The following is a 20,357-nucleotide window of genomic DNA, read 5'->3' as shown; positions in this document are numbered from 1 at the left end:
TAGATGACCTGGTAACTAACGCTTAATGGCGATGTGAAATTGGGAGATGCCGTTCCCCCGAGCTGGAGGGGCTAGTTGGAGCTACTACTGCTGACCTCGGAGCTTCATCCCGACCCGGTCTTGCCGTCGCTGTCCCTGCTTCCACACGCCGTCCGGACGGCGCCGCCAGAACCCTCTTCGTTGCTCGAGGCCGGGACCGCGGATGCGGTGCTCGTCGACGCGCGCACCGACCTGTCGTCGGCGCGGGGACTGTGTCGCCTGCTGAGCACCGCCAGCCGGTCGGTGCCGGTGCTGGCCGTGGTGAGCGAGGGCGGGCTGGTGGCCGTCAGCTCGGACTGGGGCCTGGACGAGATCCTGCTGCCCACGACCGGTCCCGCCGAGGTCGATGCGCGGTTACGGCTGGTGATCGGCCGTCGCGGCGGGCTCGCGGATCAGGAGAGCGCCGGCAAGGTCAGCCTGGGCGAGTTGGTGATCGACGAAGGCACCTACACCGCCCGGCTGCGGGGCCGCCCGCTGGATCTCACCTATAAAGAATTCGAGCTGCTCAAGTACCTGGCTCAGCATGCCGGGCGGGTGTTCACCCGCGCGCAGCTGCTGCACGAGGTGTGGGGATACGACTTCTTCGGCGGCACCCGCACCGTGGACGTGCACGTGCGCCGGTTGCGGGCCAAACTCGGTCCCGAGTACGAGGCGCTGATCGGCACCGTCCGCAACGTCGGTTACAAGGCCGTCCGCCCGGCGCGGGGCCGCACGCCGGTCGCCGAGCCCGACGAGGCCGATGAGATCGACGCCGAATCCGAATCCGAATCGCAGGACGTCCAAGACCCGTTGGTCGATCCCTTGCACACGCAGTGACGGCGCCCGACTGGCGCCGGACGCTGACGATTGACGAGCAGCGGGGCGTACGCGAACTTGTCACTGCAGCAACCGAATTCGATGGCGTCGCGCCGGTTGGCGAGCAGGTGCTACGCGAGCTCGGCCACGACCGCACCGAGCATCTGCTGATCACGAATCCCGCCCCGGGCGGCGACGCGATCGTCGGTTACCTCAACCTGAGTCCGCCACGCGACGGGGAGGCCGGGATGGCCGAACTCGTGGTGCACCCGCAGGCGCGCCGCCGCGGTATCGGGTCCACACTGGCGCGCGCGGCGCTGGCCAAAACCGGTGCGGGAAACCGGTTCTGGGCGCATGGCACACTCGAGCCGGCCCGCGCGACCGCGTCGGCGCTGGGTCTGGCGCCCGTGCGGGAACTGATGCAGATGCGACGCTCGCTGCACGATCTGCCCGAGACCGTGCCGTCGGTGCCCGGGGTCGAGATCCGCAGCTATGCGGGCACCGCCGACGACGCCGGGCTGCTGCGGGTCAACAATGCCGCGTTCGCCCACCATCCTGAACAGGGCGGCTGGACGGATGTCGAGCTGGCGGAGCGCCGCAACGAACCGTGGTTCGACCCGGCGGGCCTGTTCCTCGCGTTCGCCGACTCGGGCAGCGAGGCCGGCACGCTACTGGGTTTCCACTGGACGAAGGTGCACCTCGATCGGCCCGGGCTGGGCGAGGTGTACGTGGTGGGCGTCGACCCGTCGGCGCAGGGCCGCGGCCTGGGGCAGGTGTTAACCGCAGTCGGCATCGATTGGTTGGGCCGGCGCCTCGCGGACGCCCCGGACCCCACCGTGATGCTCTACGTGGAGTCGGACAACGTCGCCGCGGTGCGGACCTACCAGCGCTTGGGCTTCGGCACCTACAGCGTCGACACCGCATACGCGGTCGTACCCGCGGCCAAATGACGCGGGAATGAGCCGCTTCTACCCAGATCGTTAATCTGGTCCTGGCCACCATGACGTTGCTGTGGACCGCGGCGGCGCATATTTTCGCCGGCGCTTGGCAACCTCACATAGACAGATGGCCGGCGGCGCCCATATGCGTCCGGAACGCGTCAGGAAAGCGAGATCGGTGAGGCTCGACAGGCAGGGCAGGGCGCTGGCCGCCGTGGCGTTGGCGATGGCGCTCGGCGCCGGAACGCTGACCGCCTGCGGCAGCGACGAGAATCCCCGCGGGGCCGGTGCGCCCAGCTCCGGCGTCACCGGAACGGCGGGATGCGGCGGCAAGGACAAGCTGACGGCGGAGGGCTCGACCGCTCAGGAAAACGCCATTACGGTGTTCAACCAGGTGTGGGGCCAGTACTGCCCGGGCAAAGGCCTGGCCTACAACCCGACCGGATCGGGCGCCGGCCGTGAGCAGTTCATCGCCGGACATGTCGATTTCGCGGGCGCGGACTCTCCCTTGGTCGCCGACCAGATCGGGCCCGCGGCCAAACGCTGCGACGGGAACCCGGCGTGGGACCTGCCGCTGGTCTTCGGCCCAATCGGGATCGTCTACAACGTGCCCGGAAATCCGGCCCTGGTGATCAACAGTGACGCGCTGGCCAAGATCTTCACCGGCAGGATCACCAGCTGGAACGATCCGATCCTGGCCGCCCTGAATCCGGGCGCGGCGCTGCCCGACTCCAAGATCACGCCGATCTACCGGACCGACTCGTCCGGGACCACCGACAACGTCCAGAAGTATCTGACCGCGGCCGCGCCGCAGAGCTGGTCCAAAGGGGTCGGCACGGAATTTCAGGGCGGCGTCGGCGAGGGCGCCGCGAAGTCGGCCGGCGTCATCCAGGCGGTGCGGGCCACCCCGGGCGCCATCGGATACGTCGAGAAGGGCTTCGCCGACCAGGCCGGCGTGCCCTACGCCAAAATCGCCACCCGCGGCGGCGTGATTCCGCTGACCAACGACACGGCCGGGAACGCCGTCAACGGGGCCCGATTCCTGGCCGAGGGCAACGACCTGGTGCTCGACCTCAATGCCATGTACGGCTCGGAGGAACCGGGCGTTTACCCGTTGCTGCTGGTCACCTACGAGATCGTGTGCTCAAAGGGCTACGACGCGCAGACCGCCGCGGCCGTCAAATCGTTTCTCTCCATATCCGCCACGAGCGCGCAGGGCGAACTCGTGAAGGCCGGCTACATCCCGCTGCCCGATAAGGTCAGGGAGCGACTGATCACGGCCATCAACGCGATGCAGTAATCAAGTGAATCGGGTTTCAAGGATCGACAGCAGAACTGTGACGGGATCACAGTGACAACGCCAAATCCCATCGACGCGGGTTCGGGTGCGGTTGTCGCCGCGCCGTATCCGGAGAAGCCGGCCACACCCACCAGCCCCTGGGGGGAGGGGCGGCCCCATGTGGCGGACCGGGTCTTCCGCCGGCTCGCGCAGTCGTCCGGCGTGGTCATCATCGTGGTCATCGCCGCGATCGCCGCCTTTCTGCTCGGACGCGCGATACCGGCGCTGCACCGCAATCGGGAGAACTTCTTCAGCTACGGCGGTGTGTGGGTCACCACGGACCCCTCCGCGATGCACTTCGGCATCGCCAGCCTGGTCCCGGTCACCATGTTCGTGTCGCTGTTCGCGTTGATCCTGGCCATGCCGGTCGCGCTGGGCGTGGCCATCTTCATCACCCAGTACGCGCCGCGGCGGGTCGCCACACCGCTGGCCTACTCGGTCGACCTGCTGGCCGCGGTGCCGTCGATCATCTACGGGGCGTGGGGCCTGTACGTGCTGGCGCCGCAGTTGCGGCCCGTCGCCGTTTGGCTCAATCGCTCCCTGGGCTGGTGTTTTCTGTTCGCCAGCGGCAACGCGTCGCCCGCCGGCGGGGGCACCATCTTCACCGGCGGCATCGTCCTGGCGGTGATGATCCTGCCGATCATCACCGCGGTCACGCGCGAGGTGTTGGTCCAGACACCGCAGGACCAGATCGAGGCCATGCTGGCGCTCGGCGCCACGCGCTGGGAAGTGGTCAAGATGGTCACGCTGCCGTTCGGACGGTCGGGCTACGTCAGCGGCTCGATGCTGGGGCTCGGCCGCGCCCTGGGCGAGACGGTGGCGCTGCTGATCATCCTGCGGGGCACCCAGTCGGCGTTCGGCTGGTCACTGTTCGACGGCGGCTCCACCTTCGCGACCAAGATCGCCGGCGCCGCGTCCGAATTCGACGACCGGTACAAGGCCGGCGCGTACATCGCCGCCGGGCTGACGCTGTTCGTGCTCACCTTCCTGGTCGACGCCCTGGCGCGGGGCGCCGTCGCCGGAGCCGGGCGGAAGGGCGCCCGATGACCTCGATGCTGGACCGTCCGCTCAAGCCGCGGACGTTCTCGCCGGTCAGCTGGCGCCGACGTATCACGAATTACGTTGCGACCCTGCTTGTTTCGCTGTCGCTGCTGGTCGCGGTGACCCCGCTGGTGATGGTGCTGTGGTCGGTGGTCGCCAAGGGCTTCAAGGCGGTGGCGTCAACCACCTGGTGGTCGCACTCGCAAGCGGGGATGACGGCATTCGTGACCGGCGGAGGCGCCTACCACGCGCTGGTCGGCACCGTGCTGCAGGGATTGTTATGCGCCCTCATCTCCGTCCCGCTCGGGATGATGGTCGCGATCTATCTCGTCGAGTACGGTGGCGGCACCGCGCTGGGCAGATTGGCCTCGTTCATGGTGGACATCCTCAGCGGTGTGCCGTCCATCGTTGCGGCATTGTTCATCTATGCGTTGTGCGTGGCAACGCTGGGACTTCCCCGGTCGGAGTTTGCGGTGTCGCTGGCGCTGGTCCTGCTGATGCTCCCGGTGATCGTGCGGGCCACCGAGGAGATGCTGCGGATCGTCCCGATGGACCTTCGCGAGGCCAGCTACGCGCTGGGCATCACCAAGTGGAAAACCATTGCCCGGGTGGTCATCCCCACCGGGTTGTCCGGCATCGTCACCGGGATACTGCTGGCGATGGCCCGGGTGATGGGGGAGACGGCGCCGCTGCTGATCCTCGTCGGTTACGCACAATCGATGAACTTCGATGTCTTCAGCGGGTTCATGGGGACGCTGCCCGGCATGATGTTCAACGAGACGACGGCTGGCGCGAGCCTCAACCCCATCCCCACGGATCGGTTGTGGGGTGCCGCACTAACCCTCATCCTGGTGATCGCCACCATCAACGTCGCGGCCCGGGTGATAGCGAAATTTCTGGGCGTCAGAAAGTCATAGGCAGGAGCACTAAGTGGCCAAACGGTTGGACCTCAAAGGCGTCAACATCTATTACGGATCGTTTCACGCGGTCTCGGATGTGACGCTGTCGGTTCTGCCCCGCAGCGTGACGGCGTTCATCGGCCCGTCGGGTTGCGGCAAGACGACGGTGTTGCGCACGCTAAACCGCATGCACGAGGTGGTGCCCGGCGGACGGGTCGAAGGCAGCGTGCTGCTCGACGACGAAGACATCTACGGCGCCGGCGTTGACCCGGTTGGCGTGCGCCGGGCCATCGGGATGGTGTTCCAGCGACCGAACCCGTTCCCCGCCATGTCAATTCGCGACAACGTCGTCGCCGGCCTGAAGCTACAAGGTGTGCGCAACCGCAAGGTGCTCGACGAGACTGCCGAGTATTCGCTGCGCGGGGCGAACCTGTGGGACGAGGTCAAGAACCGGTTGGACCGGCCCGGCGGCGGACTGTCCGGCGGGCAGCAGCAGCGCCTGTGCATCGCGCGGGCCATCGCCGTGCAACCCGATGTGCTGCTGATGGACGAGCCGTGTTCGGCCCTGGACCCGATCTCGACGATGGCCATCGAAGAGCTGATCAGCGAACTGAAGCAGGACTACACCATCGTCATCGTCACGCACAACATGCAGCAGGCCGCCCGGGTCAGCGACTACACGGCGTTCTTCAACCTGGAGGCCGTCGGAAAGCCGGGGCGGCTGATCGAAGTCGACGACACCGAGAAGATCTTCTCGAACCCGAGTCAGAAGGCGACCGAGGACTACATCTCCGGCCGCTTCGGCTAGCCGGCCGCCGGCAGTTACTGCGAGGCGGATTTCGTTTCTTCCTCGGGCAGTCTGCCGGTCGCCTGGAAGATGACCCGCCGGGCCACCTCCACGGCGTGGTCAGCGAAGCGCTCGTAGAACCGGCCCAGCAGCGTCACGTCGACGGCTGCCGCGACGCCGTGCTTCCATTCCCGGTCCATCAGCACCGAGAACAGATGCCGGTGCAGATCGTCCATGGCGTCGTCTTCTTCGCGGATCCGGGCGGCCTTCTCCGGGTCGCGCGACAACACCACCTCTTGGGCGCTGTTGCCCAATTCGACTGCGATGCTGCCCATTTCGGCGAAGTAGCCGTTGACCTCTTCGGGCAGGGCGTGCTGGGGATGGCGCCGACGGGCGATCTTGGCGACGTGCAGCGCCAGCGCGCCCATTCGGTCGATGTCCGCCACCATCTGGATGGCGCTCACGATGGCCCGCAGATCGCCGGCCACCGGTGCCTGCAATGCCAGTAGTACGAAGGCGCTTTCTTCGGCCTGCGCACTCAGCGCGGCGATGGCTTCATGATCGGAGATGACTTGTTCGGCCAGCACCAAGTCGGCCTGCAGCAGAGCCTGGGTGGCCCGCTCCATGGCTATTCCTGCCAAGCCGCACATCTCGCCGAGGCGCTCGGACAACTCGGAGAGTTGCTCGTGGTAGGCGGTCCGCATAGCACCAAGCCTACGGTCTCGCCGTCCGAAACGCGCAGCGGAGCGCCGTCAAAAGGGGTTACTCGCAGGTGGTGTCGGCCGCGTTGGTGACGGTCAGGTCCTCGGGCAGCTTGGCCGGCGCATTGCTCGAACCGCGTTCGATCTGCAGGCTCATCGACGATCCGCTGGGCTGCGGGCTGGCGACCGACTTGAAGTCGGGGCCCAGGACCACCTGCACGACCTGCCCGTAGCCCGAAACCCGCTGTACTTTCGCGTTGGCGAACGAGGACGCGACGGTCGCGGCGGCCTCTTCGTTGCCCGGCGAGAACAGCACGGTCGTCGCGTTCACCGAGCTCGGATAGTCGTCGGGCGACATCACGTTGAACCCGTCCTGCTTGAGCTGGGTGGTCGCGGTGGCCGCCAGGCCGGTTTGCGTGGTCGCGTTGGACACCCGCACCGTCACGCCGCTGGGCGAGGTCGTGGTGATCAGCTCGTGTTGCGCCTCCGCCGCCGGTGCCGGGGTCTTCTTGGTGGTCGGCGCCTTCGACGGGCCCTTTGTCGGAGAGGTACTCAGATTCTGGGCGTTCTGGTCGTTCTCCTCGGGCAGCGGATCGTCGTTGATGACGGCGTCGAACAGCGCCCGCATGTCGGCCATCCGTGGCGGCTCGTCGCCGTTCTGGTCGGTCACACCGGTCGGCACGGTGACGAACGTGACGTGACCGGCCGCCATGCCCTGCAACGACTGGCCGAGTTGGATCAGGTCTTTGGATCGCACGTTGTCGACGACGGTGTCGCTGATGAACATGTTGACGACGTTGTTGAGCTTATTGGGGTCCAACAGCGTGTCTTCGGAGATCAACGACCGCAGCAGCGACGACAAGAACAGCTGCTGGCGTTTGATCCGGCCGTAATCGCCGTTGACCTCGGTGGTGACCTGGCGTGCCCGCACGTAGTTCAAAGCGGTGGAGCCGTCGAGGACCTGGCGCCCACCGTGTTCGAGGACCGTGCCCAACTCGTAGTCGTGCAGCGGCGTGCTCGAGCAGACCTCGACGCCACCGAGGGCGTCGACCATCTTCGCGAAACCGGAGAAGTCGACGGCGATGAAGCGGTTGATGTTCAAGCCGGACAGCTTCTGGATTTCCTTCACCAGGCATTTCGGGCCGCCGAAGGCGAACGCCGAGTTCAGTTTGGTCTCGGTGTAGACCATCTTCGGGCCGTAGGTCTTGGTCTTCGGGTCGTAGAGGGGCCCGTACTTGCCGGTTTCGGGGTTCCACGCTTCGCACTGCATCGGGGTGATCGCCAAGTCGCGGGGGAACGACACCGCCACCACGCGCTTACGGTTGGCCGGAATGTTGACCAGCATGACCGTGTCCGAGCGTTCCCCATCGGCGTCGTCGGTGGTGCCGGCGCCCATGTTGGCGTTGTCGCCCGACCGCGAATCGAGGCCGACGATCAAGAAGTCCTCGTCTCCGTACTGCCCGCCCGGGTCGCGGATGTCGCTGGAGTTCTGGTCCAGCGCGCTGATCGTGTTCAGCCGGGCGTTTTTCGACGAACTCCACTGCCATGCCCCACCGGTCATGGCCAGGGCCAGCACCGCGGCCAGCGCGGCCGTCGACCGCGCGGCCACCAGCAGCGGACGGCGCCGGCGTTCAGGTTCCTCGGCGCCGGTGTCTGGGGCCAGGTCCTCGGGGTCGTCGTCGTTCGGATAGTCGGCGGCCTCGAGGGCGCGAAGCTCGGCGACGGCGTCCATGGAGTAGGCCAGGTTGTCGATCACCTGCGTTTTCTGCAGCTCGATCGGCAGGCCCGGCTCGGCGCCGGACGGCTCAAGGCCGAACGGCTCGACCTCCGGATCCTCCGGAGCGGCACGATGGTGGACGGGCCTGCCGGGGGCGCCGACTTTGGCGATCAGATCAGCGACGCTGACGCCACCGCCGGTGTGGGATCCGCCCTGTTCGGGTTCCTCCTCGCGTGGCGCGACGGGCTCGATCGGGGCCTCGGGATGCCAGCGGTGCAGGTTGTCGTCGGCCGGGGGCTCGAAGAATCGCTCCCAGGGAGCGGCGCCCGACCGCGCCGGGTCCGCCGCGATCGGATGGGCGTGCGCCCCGCCCGGGCCGGGCCGACCATTACGAGTGGCGTCGCTCTCGGCGTCACTCATGTCGTACCGGCCTCCGAAGCTCTGCTGCAGACGTCAGCGTGTCCGTGCGTAATGTCCCAGCGCAGCCCCGCATTGCGAGCGCTACCGCTGGTGCCAACTACTTTTGTTGCCCTGGTGCAGCGGCACGGAACCTGTCGGCCACCCACGCGCATGCAACAAAGCCCACATCGTACTGAGTTATTGGTCCAGACGCGATTTCAAGTTGTCGGTTCAGCCACCGGAGTGCATGACGTCGGCGCCGGCCGGCACTGTGCAGTCGTCCGGATCGGTCAGCCAACCCTCCGGCAGCACCACCCGGGCCGGTGAACCCTGCCGGCCGCGCGGGCCCGTCGCCTCGTCGGGGAACGGCACGGTGCCGTCCAGCCGGTCGAGCAGAGAGTCCAGCTCGTCGAGCGTCTTGACCATCGCAAGGGCCCGGCGCAGCTCCGAGCCGGCCGGAAAGCCGTGCAGGTACCAGCCGATGTGCTTGCGGATGTCGCGCATGCCCTTGTCCTCGCCGAAGTGCGCGGCAAGCAGCTGCCCGTGCCGTCGCACGATTTCGGCGACCTCGCCCAGCGTCGGCGGCGTGGGTGGCGGGCTGCCGGTGAACGCTGCCGACAGCTCGGCGAAAAGCCAGGGCCGGCCCAGGCAGCCGCGCCCGATAACGACGCCGTCGCAGCCCGTGGTGGCCATCATGGTCAGCGCGTCACTGGCGTCATAGATGTCGCCGTTGCCGAGCACCGGGATCGTGCGCACCTGCTGCTTGAGCCGGGCGATCTCCTCCCAGTCGGCGGTGCCGGAGTAGCGCTGCGCCGCCGTGCGGGCATGCAGTGCGACGGCGGCGGCCCCTTCGGCTTCGGCGATGCGGCCGGCGTCGAGATGCGTGTGGTGTTCGTCGTCGATGCCGATGCGGAACTTGACGGTCACCGGTATCTGGGTGCCCTCGGTGCCGCGCACCGCCGCGGCGACAATCTGACCGAAAAGCCGCCGCTTGTACGGCAGCGCCGACCCGCCGCCGCGCTTGGTCACCTTGGGCACCGGGCAGCCGAAATTCATGTCGATGTGATCGGCCAGGCCTTCGTCGGCGATCATCTTGGCGGCCGCGTAGGTGGTCGCGGGGTCGACGGTGTAGAGCTGCAGCGAGCGCGGCGATTCGTCGGCGGCGAACGTGGTCATGTGCATGGTGGCCGGATGACGCTCGACAAGCGCGCGCGCCGTGACCATCTCGCAGACATAGAGCCCACTGACGGTGCCGACCTTGGCTTGCTCGAGCTCGCGGCACAACGTCCGGAATGCGACGTTTGTCACGCCCGCCATCGGTGCCAGAACCACCGGGCTGGCGAGCGCGATGGAACCGATGCGCACCGCTTGGTTACCGCCGGCTCATGGTCAGCGTGCCCGCGGTCTGGTGCAGCTCGGCTGCGGTGGTCCTCTTGCCGGTGCGGGCTTCGCGGTCGAGCTGACGCTGCTTCGAGATCTCGAACTTGTCGCAGGTCTGCTCGAGCTCCTTGATCAGCAGGGCGAGATCGTCGCGCATGGCGGCCGCTTCACCGGTGAAGTCCTCACGCTCGAAGATGCGCCATTTCCTCAGCACCGGCATGACCACCTCGTCGAGGTGGATACGCGGGTCGTAGACCCCGCCGACGGCGATGGCGACGGCCTTCCGGCGGAACTCGGGCACCTGGTAGCCCGGCATCTGGAAGTTGCGCAGCACCTTGTGCAGCGACTTCATCGCCTGATTGGGCGCGGCCGCGAACCCGGCGTCGCTGACGTCGCGGTAGAAGATCATGTGCAGGTTTTCATCGGCCGAGATCTTGGCCAGCAACTGGTCGGCGATGGTCTCGTTGCAGGCCTTACCGGTGTTGCGGTGCGAAATCCGGGTGGCCAGCTCCTGGAACGTGACATAGATGACCGAGTCGAACAGGCTCTCGGCGAACAAATCGGCTCGAATCTGCTGGTTCTGGCCAGGGCTGAAACCCCGGTTCACCACCTCGATGCGCAGCTTCTCCAGCTCGACAGGGTCGACCGCGCGGGTCACCACCAGGTAATCGCGCAGCGCGATGCCGTGCCGGTTCTCCTCGGCGGTCCACCGGTTGACCCACTGTCCCCACGCGCCATCCATGCCGAAGTTCATCGCGATCTCGCGGTGATAAGACGGCAGGTTGTCCTCGGTCATCAGGTTCTGCACCATCGCCACCTGGGCGACGTCAGACAGCTGTGACTGACCTGGCTCCCAGTCCTGCCCGCCGAGCGCGTAGTAGTTCTTGCCGTCCGACCACGGGATGTAGTCGTGTGGGTTCCAGTTCTTGTGCATGCTCTCGTGCCGATTCAGGTACTTTTCGACGAACGGCTCGAGTTCGTGAAGCAGTTGTAAGTCGGTCAGCCCGGCTGACATACGGCCTCCAGTTATCTGTGTCGATGGGTAGCAGTCAATATATCTGTGTACTTCAGTAGCATCAAGTTCCTCGTCCGGCGCGCCAGGTGACGGTTTGATGCCGGTTTCGAGCTGCGGCGCCTTAATAGGTTCAGTTGTACGGCTTGCCGATGCGATCAAAAAGAAAACGCGCGTTATTGCGACGTGCCGAGCTCGCCGGCCGGGACGTATGGCGCGGCCGTGATGTACAGCATGTTGATGCAGTAATCGATGAACTGCTTGCGGGTGGCGCCCAACTGCCCGTGCAGGTAGGCGGTAAACAGGCCCGAGAGCCCGCCGACCAGGCTGGTGGCGATCATCTTCTGCAGCACGGCGTCGCCGATGCGGGACAGCTTGCGCTGCAACAGGTCGATGAAATTGGGCATCCACTCCGCGCCGGAGCGGGTCAGCACCGGCTCCACCGCCGGTGCCAGCAACAGCACGCGCCCGCGGACCGGGTCGTCGACCATCAGCTCGACGAACCGCTCGACGGCCTCGCGTGGGGTCGACGCCGACGTCAGGGTGTTCATCGCGCGGGTGCAGACGTCGTCGTAGACCGCGCGCACGAATTCGTCACGGTCGGCGAAGCTTTCGTAGAAGTAGCGTTCGGTCAGCGCGGCCGCACGGCAGACCGCGCGCACGGTCAGCGCCGGCCCGCCGGGGCTGCCGAGTAGCTGCACGCCGGCGCTGATGAGGTTGTCACGGCGAAGCGCGAGGCGACTCTCCAAGGGGACGCCCGTCCAGCGTCCCCGCCGTTGACCCGTCTGCACATCGCTCCTAAGCTCTAAAATGACAACGGTTGTAGTCAAAAATTCACGATACCTACAGGGATCCAATAGTGACTCAAGATACGTCCGCATCGCGCCGTCTGACCAGCGACGTAGCACGGAGAGACGCCGTCGGCGCCGCTGAGCAGTTCGTTTCGGCCGGGCCGGTCGACGCGTCCTACGGCGTCGCGGCTGGCTGCCCGGTGTCGCCGGCGGGGTACGACGCGCCGCCCGCACCGCTGGGACCCGACTCGCTGACCTGGCGGTACTTCGGGGACTGGCGGGGCATGCTGCAGGGTCCGTGGGCGGGTTCGATGCAGAACATGCACCCGCAGCTGGGGGCGGCGGTCATCGATCACTCCACGTTCTTCCGCGAGCGCTGGCCGCGTCTGCTGCGTTCGTTGTATCCCATCGGGGGAGTCGTGTTCGACGGGGACCGCGCCCCGGGCACGGGTGCCGAGGTCCGCGATTACCACACCGACATCAAGGGGGTCGACGAACAGGGCCGGCGCTACCACGCGTTGAACCCCGACGTCTTCTACTGGGCGCATTCCACCTTCTTTATGGGCACCATCCATGTGGCCGAGCGATTCTGCGGCGGTATCACCGAGGAGCAGAAGCGCCAGCTGTTCGACGAACACGTCGAGTGGTACCGGATGTACGGCATGAGCATGCGGCCGGTGCCCGCCTCCTGGGAGGAATTCCAGGTCTATTGGGACCACATGTGCCGCAACGTGCTGGAGAACAACTGGGCGGCCCGGGCCGTGCTCGATCTGACCGACCTGCCGAAACCCCCCTTCGCGCAATGGATTCCGGATCCGTTATGGGCCGCGCAACGCAAACTGCTGGCACCGTTCTTCGTCTGGCTGACGGTCGGCCTGTATGACCCACCGGTGCGGGAGCTGATGGGCTACCGCTGGTCACGCCGCGACGAGTGGCTGCACCGGCGATTCGGCGACCTCGTCCGTGGCGTGTTCGCCCTGGTGCCCCCCAGATTCCGCAAGCACCCGCGGGCCCGGGCCGGCTTGGACCGCGCCAGCGGCCGTATCCCGCTCGACACGCCCCTGGTGCACACCCCGGCGCGCAACCTGCCCCCCGAAGACGAGCGCGGCGACCCCAAGCATTACTGCCCGATGGTCTCCTGAGCCGACCGGGCTCCGGTCGCGCTATGTGTGCGTGTGACCGTGAACTTCTTCCAGGCCCGCCTGATGCACGTGCTGATGGGTGTGTTCGGTCCCGTCGGCGTGCGCGTGCGAGTGTTCGTGCTCGACGTGGTCGTGCTCGTGGGTCGTGTGCGCATGGTCGTGCGTCACGTCGCCGTGCTGGTGCTCGTGCGCGTGTGGCGCGTCGTGGGTGTGTCCGCTCATTGCTGTTCTCTCCTTTGTGAAAGGCCTTGTGGCTATTGCTCGCTCAATGGCCGGCGCTGCGCTGCCGGCTCACCGGGCGGGACGACTCGGCGACGGCCTTGAGGCCGCTGTCGCGGCGGTGGTGACCGGGCACCCCGGGGCCGGCGTGCTCGGCGTTGAAGACCGCGTCGATGACGAGTTGACGGACGTGGTCGTTTTCCAGGCTGTAGAAAATTGTCGTGCCCTCCCGGCGGGTGCGGACCAGGCGTGCCATCCGCAACTTCGCGAGGTGCTGGGAAACCGACGGTGCCGGCTTGCCCACGTGCTCGGCGAGGTCGTTGACCGACATCTCGTGGTCGGTCAACGACCAGAGCACCTGCACGCGAGTGGCATCGGCCAGCATCCGGAACACCTCGACCACCAGGCTGGCCTGGTCGTCGGGCAGCCGGCCTTTGCCATTATCTGCATGCATACGCAAATACTAGCGAAAGGCGGTCCCGCTGCCAAGGGCGCGGATCAGGCCGACGGGACCACCGTCGACTGGCGGCCGCAGTTGCGCTCGTTCCAGAGCCGGTAGACCTCCACGGCGTCGTCTTTGGGCTCGTAGCGCATGGGCAGGCGTCGCTGGTCCCATTCCTTCGCGAATTCGTCGTAGAACGTGGACAACTCGAAGTACTTGCGGTCATCGAGGTAGTACTGCTCGTAGCTGTCCCGGGTGGTCAGGAACACGACTTCCTTGGGTGAGCAGTAGTAGAGCGAGCCCAGGCACATCGGGCATGGATGGGCCAGCACGTAGATGGTGGCGTCGACGAGGTGCTCGGTGTTCAGCTTCATGCAGGCCTCGCGGATCGCGAGGATCTCCGCGTGGGCGGTGGGATCGTTCGTCTGGGCCACCTTGTTGGCGCTCTCGGCCAGCACCGCGCCGTCCTGGACGATGACGGTCGCAAACGGACGGCCACCCTCGGTCACGTTTCGGCGAGCCAGGTCGATCGTCCGCTGGGCGAAATCGGTCACGGGTCCTCCGGCGTAGAACGGGAGCAGATAACTCGGAGAGTAATCCCGCCGGCCGGGATGCGACCTTGTGATACTAGCTAGATTGTCTATGTTTTTTCTGACGCGTAAGGGGCACCATGGCGCGCGCCGAACGTGATCGATGGGACCTGGCGACGAGCGTCGGGGCGACGGCGACGATGGTGGCCGCTCAGCGGGCGCTGTCGTCCGACGCGAAGTTGATCGACGACCCGTACGCCGCACCGCTGGTGCGCGCGGTCGGGATCGACGTCTACGTCCGGCTGGTCAACGGCGAAATCGCGGCCGGCGGGAACACGGAGTTCGACCCGCAGCGGATGGCGCAGGGGATGGCCTGCCGAACCCGTTTCTACGACCAATTCTTTCTGGACGCGACCCGCAGCGGCATCGGCCAGGTGGTGATCCTCGCGTCGGGCCTGGATTCCCGCGCCTACCGGCTGCCCTGGCCGGCGGGCACGGTCGTCTACGAGGTCGACATGCCGGAGGTTATCGAATTCAAGACGCTGACGCTGGGCGACCTGGGAGCCGAGCCGACCGCCGAGCGGCGCACCGTCGCCATCGACCTGCGCGACGATTGGGCCTCGGCCCTGCAGGCGGCCGGATTCGATCCGCAGGCCCCGTCGGCGTGGAGCGCCGAAGGCCTGGTGGTGTACCTGCCCGACGAAGCTCAAGACGCGCTGTTCGACAACATCACGACGCTGAGCGCCCGGCAGCCGTCTCGCCTTCGAATTCGTGCCTGACACCGCCGTTTTCGCGGACCCGCGGTGGCGTGCGCACCACGCCCGGATGAGCGAACTCGGGTTCGAGATCGACTTCAACGATCTCGTCTACCACGGTCAGCGCAGCCACATCGTCGACCACCTGGGCCGGCGCGGCTGGCAGACCAGCTCCCAGACCATTGCGCAGCTGCATGCGGCCAACGGGTTTGTCTACGCCGACGACGACGTCGCGGCGGCCTTCGCCGATGTCACCTACAGCAGCGCGGTGCTCGGGCGATGAGCCCGCTTTCCGGCGCGTATCGCCGGGCCGTGCGCGGTGTGGTGCCCCCACCAGGGCTCGAACCTGGGACCTGCGGATTAAAAGTCCGTAGCTCTACCAACTGAGCTATAGGGGCTGCGGAGATTCAGGATACTTGGACCGAAAACGAGGCTCGTTTGAGGATTGGGCACACCGTGACCTAAGCTGACGTGGCTCCCAACGAAACCACGTTGCGAGTACCCCGGAGTGATTCGGTTCTGGCCCCCATCGTCTAGTGGCCTAGGACGCCGCCCTTTCACGGCGGTAGCACGGGTTCGAATCCCGTTGGGGGTACGCGACGCGGTGACGCGGAGCAGCAGCAAGGCCCTGTGGCGCAGTTGGTTAGCGCGCCGCCCTGTCACGGCGGAGGTCGCGGGTTCGAGTCCCGTCAGGGTCGCCAAGCGCGGCGAGGCAATCGCTGCCCTCCGGCCAGGTAGCTCAGTCGGTACGAGCGTCCGCCTGAAAAGCGGAAGGTCGGCGGTTCGATCCCGCCCCTGGCCACCAGTCTTGAACTGCACGGACGCGGTGACAGCACTCTATGGATATTTCGGTGTGTCCGGTTCCTGTCCGTTCGCCTGGTCTTTGGCGACGTCATTGAGCCGGTCGAGATTCGTAGCGACGTGGTCGAGTTCGTCTGAGTAGAGGTCGCTGTAGATGTTGGCGGTGACAGTCGGCGTCGAGTGCCCCATGGTCTTCTGGACGTAGCGGAGGTCGGCCCCGGATTTGCGGGCGAGGCTCGCGTAGGTGTGGCGCAGGTCGTGGATCGTCAACGGCGCCAAGCCGGTTTGCTTGAGGGCTTTGTTCCAGTGGGTGTGTCTGCGCCAGTTGTTTGATCTGAGAAAGCCGCCGTTTGGTGAAGTGATCGCTTGTTCTTTAGGTGAGCGGTTTTCGATTCGTGGCTCGAGCGCGTCGATGACGATTTGGGGGAGTGGGACGGTTCGGACGGCGGCGCGAGTTTTCGGTGGCCCGACGATAATTCGGCCCTCCACGTCCGGGGCGGCTTGGCGGACGTAGAGGCGGCGTGCTTTGAGGTCGATGTCGCCGACGCGCAGGCCGACGAGTTCGGACCAGCGCAGACCGGTAAAGGCCAGGATTGTGACGATGTCGCCTTGGCCGCCGCAGGCGGTTGCTAGGGCGGCGACTTCCGTAGCGGAGAGGTAGCGGTGACGTTCCCGCGCCGGCATCCGACCGGATGACACACCTTGGGCCGGGTTGATGTGAATTCGGCCGTCCTCGCGAGCCATGTCGAGAATCGAGCGCAGCAGCCGGAGCGTGGCGAGTCTGGCCCACGGGCCCACGGTGAGGCCGCCGATGAACTGCTGCACATCCTTCCGGCTGACCTCGTCGACCGGGACATGGCCGAAGCGCGGGCTGATACGCAGTTCCCAATGCTGCACGTAGCCGCTCCACGTCTTGGGGGAAACGGCCGGCTGCTTCGACGCGCTGTATTGCGTCCAGATAGCGGAGAGGCTGGCGCGGCCAAGTCTGGGGTCGAATCGTCGGGCGCCGATCGCCGACTCGCCGTCGCGATCCGCCTTGAACGCGCGCGCTTCCCGCATGGTGGCAAACGTCGATGATGTCTCGACCCATCCTGACGGGGAGTTTGGATCGCGCACCAGGTAGCGCACTTGGTAGCGCGCCTGGCCGGCTGAATTGGTCCGCTTTCGGATGCCGCGCGGTACTGATCCGGCCACTTAGCGGTGCACCTGCTTGAGCCACGCGCGGACTTCCGCTGCGTCCCAACGTCTTACGCGATCAGATAGCGTGTAGCAGGGCGGCCCCACATCTGCGCCGTGTTCCCGTAGCGCGCCCCATCGGCTCACGGTGGCAGTGGACACGCCAAGCAGCTCCGCCACCTGTTCCGCTGTCAGAAGCTCTGGAAAGGTCGCTATCTTGGTGGTGGCGTTGATGCCAAGAGTTGCCATGCCGCTGTCCTCAGTTCTCTGCGGGACCAGTAGATCTTTGGCTCTTGAACCCGTATTCTTGTGCAACAGAACGGATTAACGAATCTGGCCAGTAGTCGGCACGTACTCGCATCGTTGATCCGTCTTCTGCGATGACGTATCCGGTCCCAGGTTCACTCGGGTTGATGCGGTGCGCGGGTGCGGCATCAGCGAGGCCATCACCCAGAACCATCGCGACTTCGTCGCGTGAACGCAGCCGCAATGCAACGGTCTGGGTGAACAACCCGCGCATGGGCAGAATCTCCTTGCGGGGGTCCTGCATGAAGGCGGTGGCCACGAGGCCTACGGCCCTGCCCTTTGTCAGGATGCGTGAGAGCGAGGCTGCAACTTGCTTCTTGAGGGCGACGTCTGTCATGTAAGCGGTCAAGCCCGCCAATTCATCGATGAGCAGCACCACGAGCGGTTCGGCGGTGCTCGGTGTGTGCGAACGCGCTTGGCCGGCCATCCTGCGGCCACGGCAATCCAGCAGCTCCTCCAACTTGTTGAGCAGGCTCGCGGCCTCGACCTCGGTCGTCGCGATCTTGCTGAATAGGGCGGAGCCGACTGACACTTCGATCCCGTACTTGAGGTCGACGGCGAAAAGCCGCACGGTTCCTGACCTGATGGCCGGGCCTAAGCCGCCTGCAATGCCCCAAAAAATGGAGCCCTTGCCCGCTCCTGAGCACCCGACAGTGAGGGTGTGGAGGCCAGCGACGCGGAGAATCCAAGCCGAGCCGTTCTCCCGTCGGCCAATCTTAACGGCAGTTGCCTCGGTGCAGGCTGGCCGTCTAGCAGTCTTGATGGCCGACAGCTGTTGTCGCATAACAAATTCCATGCGAACCGTCCCGGGTGCTACCACCGTGGAACGGGCGGAATGTGCCCCGACAGCGTCGCGGATCGCGGGGACCGCGTTTTCGAGGTCATCGACTGTCTGGCCCGTTCGTGTGCGGACGGTCATGTGCAGGCAGTGATCGGAGATGCTCACCCCGAGAAGGCGAGGGTGGGTCCAGACTGTCTTCGTCGTGGTCTTGCCCTGCGAGTCCGTACGTGCGACGCGCTCGGAAGTCGACAGCCCGCAGGCCTTGGCAACTCGCGGCCAAGAGGTCAACGCCCATAGCAGCCATCGGATCCGCCGCGCAGGGGTTGCGACATAGCGCCCAAATGTGGCGGGCGAACGCAGTCTCCAAACGACGAGCGAAAGGGTGACCACGCCGGTCACCGCGGTGAGCCATGTGGCGCCGACCGTCAGTAGGTGCGTGAGGTCAAAGAGGTCCGTCCCGGCGTCGGGATCTGGAATCGAATACGGATCGCTAGGTACTACGGGGTCGTACGGACTCATGCTGACGCCCGGTCTGCCGCTGAGGACCCCGCCTTGCCAGTGTCCGCGGTCATGCTCGAGGCCCGAAACGACCACGCAATGCGGCCGGATTCGCTCGAACGGTCCACGTACGGCAACACGCACAACTCTTCGAAAATCACTGGTGTAAAAGGCATTCCGGCAGTGTTCTGTGGGCACACAGGCTGCTTGGGCGTTGCGAACTTGACGGTCAGGGTGCGTGCCCGCTTGCTCGCGGCCGGATCACCGTCGAGGACTTCCACCTGCCACAACGGCAGGCCTGATTCTCGATCAGTCGCCTGAACCTTGTTGTCTTTCGTTGACCGCTCGTAATCGATCACCGGCGTCACATCTGACACCACGAACGCTTTGTGTGGGAAAACCTGCTGGTGGGACAGCTTGAGCCACTTCGGCACAGACACTTTGTCGACCTTTCGTAGAACTGCTCTAGACAAGTTGAGGGTACATAGTCGTCTAGAGGAGTGCAACGGGCGACGCGTGATTCGTGTGAGACTTTGCGCTCAGCGGGCCGGGAACTCGTATTCGAGCAGGTAGGCGGAGGCCACCTTCACGGTGTCGCAGACCTCCACCGCCACGTCATCGGTGTCGTAAGCGGTTCGCAACACCGTAAGCACCGGAACTCCTGAGTCAAGCTCCAGCTGCCGCCGTTCTTCAGGAGTGGGCATCCGAGCGGCGACTTCTTCAGTGAAGCGAGCAAGCACATGACCGTGCTCTTCTAAGCGCGCGTAGATACCACCGGGTCCGGTATCCAGCTGCTCGATCCTCGTGCCTTCGGCAAATGCCGCCGGAATGTACGAGACGGCCGTCTCGACGGGTCGCCCATTCGCCAGGTAACGCCTCGATCTCACGACAATGTCATCGCCGTCTGAAACTCGAAGGCGCTCAGCCACAAACGAATTCGGCCTCTCTCGGCTCACAACGATGTTGTCCACCTGCGGCGCGAAATCGGATTTCTCCGCCTCGACGGTAAATGCAGCCTTGCCCTCGGCGCGGTGCTGTCGTGCGAATCGATCAGACGCTAGTCTGCGGATTCGAGGTTCCGGGCGGACGAACACCCCGCGGCCGTGTTGTGAGATGACCAATCCGTCGGAACGAAGCTCCTGCACCGCTTGTCTTACAGTCATGCGCGCTACACCGAAATGTTCGATCAGTTCCGCCTCGGACGGCAGTCGCTCCCCGGGTGCGAGCCGATTGGAACTGATCGCCTCTCGCAGTATGCCCGCGATTTGCCGATATGGCGGTTTGTCATCGCCTCGATCGATTTGTCCAAGTTGCAGCACCCGCGAGCCTTCCATTACATGTCTAGACGACTAGTCTAGGAAGCCAGTCAACCCGTGTCACCTCCGACGGCATCGAACAATGGAGACCGAACGATGGGAACCACTCCTAAACACTCAGTCAGTGTCGCCGGCATCGTCGTACGTGGCGATGATCGCATTCTCGTGATCCGGCGAGATGACAACGGCCACTGGGAAGCCCCCGGTGGCGTACTCGAACTGGACGAATCCTTCGAGGATGGTGTGCGGCGGGAAGTCCTCGAGGAAACTGGATTGAAGGTCACGGTGCAACGTCTTACCGGCGTCTACAAGAACCTCAAGCAGGGGATTGTCGCGTTGGTCTACCGCTGCAGTCCTGCCGCTGGCGACACGCACCCGACTGCCGAAGCCCGGGAAGTCCGTTGGATGGCGAAAGAAGAAGTTCAGTCTGAGATGAGCCCTGCTTTCGCCGTGCGCGTTCTGGACGCATTCGACGAATATCCGCACTCGCGTGCCCACGATGGAGCCAACGTTCTTTCAGAGTAGAGACTGTGACGGGGCCACATTGCGTTTA

The 20,357-nt window shown here is 65.6% G+C and carries 21 protein-coding genes, 4 tRNA genes and 1 pseudogene; 12 read left to right on the top strand and 14 right to left on the bottom strand.

What is annotated here, in order from left to right:
* Positions 1–75 precede the first annotated feature (75 nt).
* The 6 genes from B8W69_RS05405 to pstB all read left to right on the top strand — a co-directional run bounded on the left by B8W69_RS05405 (position 76) and on the right by pstB (position 5,859).
* Positions 76–855 carry a winged helix-turn-helix transcriptional regulator gene (locus B8W69_RS05405; protein WP_085288903.1) on the top strand — a complete coding sequence of 260 codons (780 nt, stop codon included), beginning with the start codon at positions 76–78 and terminating at the stop codon, positions 853–855.
* The gene (gene mshD / locus B8W69_RS05400) at positions 852–1,784 is read left to right on the top strand and encodes a mycothiol synthase (protein ID WP_085288902.1); all 933 of its coding nucleotides are present in this window, start codon (positions 852–854) and stop codon (positions 1,782–1,784) included. Before B8W69_RS05405 ends, mshD begins: the two co-directional genes overlap by 4 nt.
* Before the next feature lie 166 nt (positions 1,785–1,950).
* Positions 1,951–3,072 carry a phosphate ABC transporter substrate-binding protein PstS gene (gene pstS / locus B8W69_RS05395; protein ID WP_085289017.1) on the top strand — a complete coding sequence of 374 codons (1,122 nt, stop codon included), beginning with the start codon at positions 1,951–1,953 and terminating at the stop codon, positions 3,070–3,072.
* A 51-nt stretch (positions 3,073–3,123) separates the two neighbouring features.
* Positions 3,124–4,158: a phosphate ABC transporter permease subunit PstC gene (gene pstC, locus B8W69_RS05390; protein ID WP_439330588.1), complete on the top strand. Its 1,035-nt coding sequence runs from the start codon at positions 3,124–3,126 to the stop codon at positions 4,156–4,158.
* Positions 4,155–5,069, top strand: a complete 915-nt coding sequence (pstA, locus tag B8W69_RS05385; RefSeq protein ID WP_085288900.1) for a phosphate ABC transporter permease PstA — start codon at positions 4,155–4,157, stop codon at positions 5,067–5,069. Before pstC ends, pstA begins: the two co-directional genes overlap by 4 nt.
* A 13-nt stretch (positions 5,070–5,082) precedes the next feature.
* Positions 5,083–5,859, top strand: coding sequence for a phosphate ABC transporter ATP-binding protein PstB (gene pstB, locus B8W69_RS05380; RefSeq protein ID WP_065028428.1), 777 nt, complete (start codon positions 5,083–5,085; stop codon positions 5,857–5,859).
* Between the two features lie 14 nt (positions 5,860–5,873).
* Here pstB and phoU read toward each other — a convergent pair whose 3' ends face one another.
* The 5 genes from phoU to B8W69_RS05355 form a co-directional block, all read right to left on the bottom strand.
* Positions 5,874–6,542 (bottom strand): phosphate signaling complex protein PhoU, encoded by a 669-nt coding sequence (gene phoU, locus B8W69_RS05375; RefSeq protein WP_007777625.1) that lies wholly within the window; start codon positions 6,540–6,542, stop codon positions 5,874–5,876.
* A gap of 58 nt (positions 6,543–6,600) precedes the next feature.
* Positions 6,601–8,676, bottom strand: coding sequence for an LCP family protein (locus B8W69_RS05370; RefSeq protein ID WP_085288899.1), 2,076 nt, complete (start codon positions 8,674–8,676; stop codon positions 6,601–6,603).
* Between the two features lie 210 nt (positions 8,677–8,886).
* A complete protein-coding gene (gene dusB, locus B8W69_RS05365) occupies positions 8,887–10,020 on the bottom strand; it encodes a tRNA dihydrouridine synthase DusB (protein ID WP_085288898.1) in 1,134 nt (377 codons plus the stop codon).
* Positions 10,021–10,027: 7 nt separating this feature from the next.
* Entirely contained in the window at positions 10,028–11,050 is a 1,023-nt protein-coding gene (locus B8W69_RS05360; protein ID WP_085288897.1) for an acyl-ACP desaturase, read from the bottom strand.
* A gap of 173 nt (positions 11,051–11,223) precedes the next feature.
* A complete protein-coding gene (locus B8W69_RS05355) occupies positions 11,224–11,838 on the bottom strand; it encodes a TetR/AcrR family transcriptional regulator (RefSeq protein WP_110881841.1) in 615 nt (204 codons plus the stop codon).
* Positions 11,839–11,906: 68 nt separating this feature from the next.
* On the opposite strand from B8W69_RS05355, the gene B8W69_RS05350 reads away from it, so the two are divergent.
* Positions 11,907–12,980 (top strand): oxygenase MpaB family protein, encoded by a 1,074-nt coding sequence (locus B8W69_RS05350; RefSeq protein WP_085288895.1) that lies wholly within the window; start codon positions 11,907–11,909, stop codon positions 12,978–12,980.
* 21 nt (positions 12,981–13,001) lie between these two features.
* On the opposite strand, the gene B8W69_RS05345 is transcribed toward B8W69_RS05350, so the two are convergent.
* From B8W69_RS05345 to B8W69_RS05335, 3 genes are read right to left on the bottom strand one after another with little or no spacing between them, the layout of a single operon-like run.
* Entirely contained in the window at positions 13,002–13,202 is a 201-nt protein-coding gene (locus B8W69_RS05345) for a zinc transporter Slc39a7 (RefSeq protein ID WP_085288894.1), read from the bottom strand.
* 43 nt (positions 13,203–13,245) lie between these two features.
* Positions 13,246–13,653: an ArsR/SmtB family transcription factor gene (locus B8W69_RS05340; RefSeq protein ID WP_133057973.1), complete on the bottom strand. Its 408-nt coding sequence runs from the start codon at positions 13,651–13,653 to the stop codon at positions 13,246–13,248.
* Between the two features lie 44 nt (positions 13,654–13,697).
* On the bottom strand, positions 13,698–14,195 hold the full coding sequence (locus B8W69_RS05335; protein WP_085288893.1) for a nucleoside deaminase: 498 nt from the start codon (positions 14,193–14,195) through the stop codon (positions 13,698–13,700).
* 116 nt (positions 14,196–14,311) lie between these two features.
* Here B8W69_RS05335 and B8W69_RS05330 point away from each other — a divergent pair.
* Positions 14,312–15,209, top strand: a pseudogene (locus B8W69_RS05330) (class I SAM-dependent methyltransferase).
* 39 nt (positions 15,210–15,248) lie between these two features.
* Here B8W69_RS05330 and B8W69_RS05325 read toward each other — a convergent pair.
* Positions 15,249–15,324 (bottom strand) — tRNA-Lys (locus tag B8W69_RS05325).
* 124 nt (positions 15,325–15,448) lie between these two features.
* On the opposite strand from B8W69_RS05325, the gene B8W69_RS05320 reads away from it, so the two are divergent.
* From B8W69_RS05320 to B8W69_RS05310, 3 genes are all read left to right on the top strand, one after another.
* Positions 15,449–15,521, top strand: a tRNA-Glu gene (locus tag B8W69_RS05320).
* A gap of 29 nt (positions 15,522–15,550) precedes the next feature.
* A tRNA-Asp gene (locus B8W69_RS05315) sits at positions 15,551–15,627 on the top strand.
* 27 nt (positions 15,628–15,654) lie between these two features.
* A tRNA-Phe gene (locus B8W69_RS05310) sits at positions 15,655–15,731 on the top strand.
* 32 nt (positions 15,732–15,763) lie between these two features.
* On the opposite strand, the gene B8W69_RS05305 is transcribed toward B8W69_RS05310, so the two are convergent.
* The 5 genes from B8W69_RS05305 to B8W69_RS05285 all read right to left on the bottom strand — a co-directional run bounded on the left by B8W69_RS05305 (position 15,764) and on the right by B8W69_RS05285 (position 19,822).
* On the bottom strand, positions 15,764–16,921 hold the full coding sequence (locus tag B8W69_RS05305; RefSeq protein ID WP_041787011.1) for a tyrosine-type recombinase/integrase: 1,158 nt from the start codon (positions 16,919–16,921) through the stop codon (positions 15,764–15,766).
* The gene (locus B8W69_RS31225; RefSeq protein ID WP_041787012.1) at positions 16,922–17,152 is read right to left on the bottom strand and encodes a helix-turn-helix transcriptional regulator; all 231 of its coding nucleotides are present in this window, start codon (positions 17,150–17,152) and stop codon (positions 16,922–16,924) included.
* Positions 17,153–17,162: 10 nt separating this feature from the next.
* Entirely contained in the window at positions 17,163–18,509 is a 1,347-nt protein-coding gene (locus B8W69_RS05295) for a hypothetical protein (protein WP_014379116.1), read from the bottom strand.
* Positions 18,506–18,928 carry a hypothetical protein gene (locus B8W69_RS05290; protein ID WP_041787013.1) on the bottom strand — a complete coding sequence of 141 codons (423 nt, stop codon included), beginning with the start codon at positions 18,926–18,928 and terminating at the stop codon, positions 18,506–18,508. Before B8W69_RS05290 ends, B8W69_RS05295 begins: the two co-directional genes overlap by 4 nt.
* 99 nt (positions 18,929–19,027) lie before the next feature.
* Positions 19,028–19,822: a GntR family transcriptional regulator gene (locus B8W69_RS05285; protein WP_014379118.1), complete on the bottom strand. Its 795-nt coding sequence runs from the start codon at positions 19,820–19,822 to the stop codon at positions 19,028–19,030.
* A 78-nt stretch (positions 19,823–19,900) separates the two neighbouring features.
* On the opposite strand from B8W69_RS05285, the gene B8W69_RS05280 reads away from it, so the two are divergent.
* A complete protein-coding gene (locus tag B8W69_RS05280) occupies positions 19,901–20,329 on the top strand; it encodes an NUDIX hydrolase (protein WP_041787014.1) in 429 nt (142 codons plus the stop codon).
* The last annotated feature ends 28 nt before the right edge of the window (positions 20,330–20,357 follow it).

Source organism: Mycolicibacterium vulneris, from assembly GCF_002104765.1.
In the GTDB taxonomy this organism is placed as follows: Bacteria; Actinomycetota; Actinomycetes; order Mycobacteriales; family Mycobacteriaceae; genus Mycobacterium; species Mycobacterium vulneris.
This window is presented reverse-complemented; position numbering and strand designations above follow the sequence as displayed.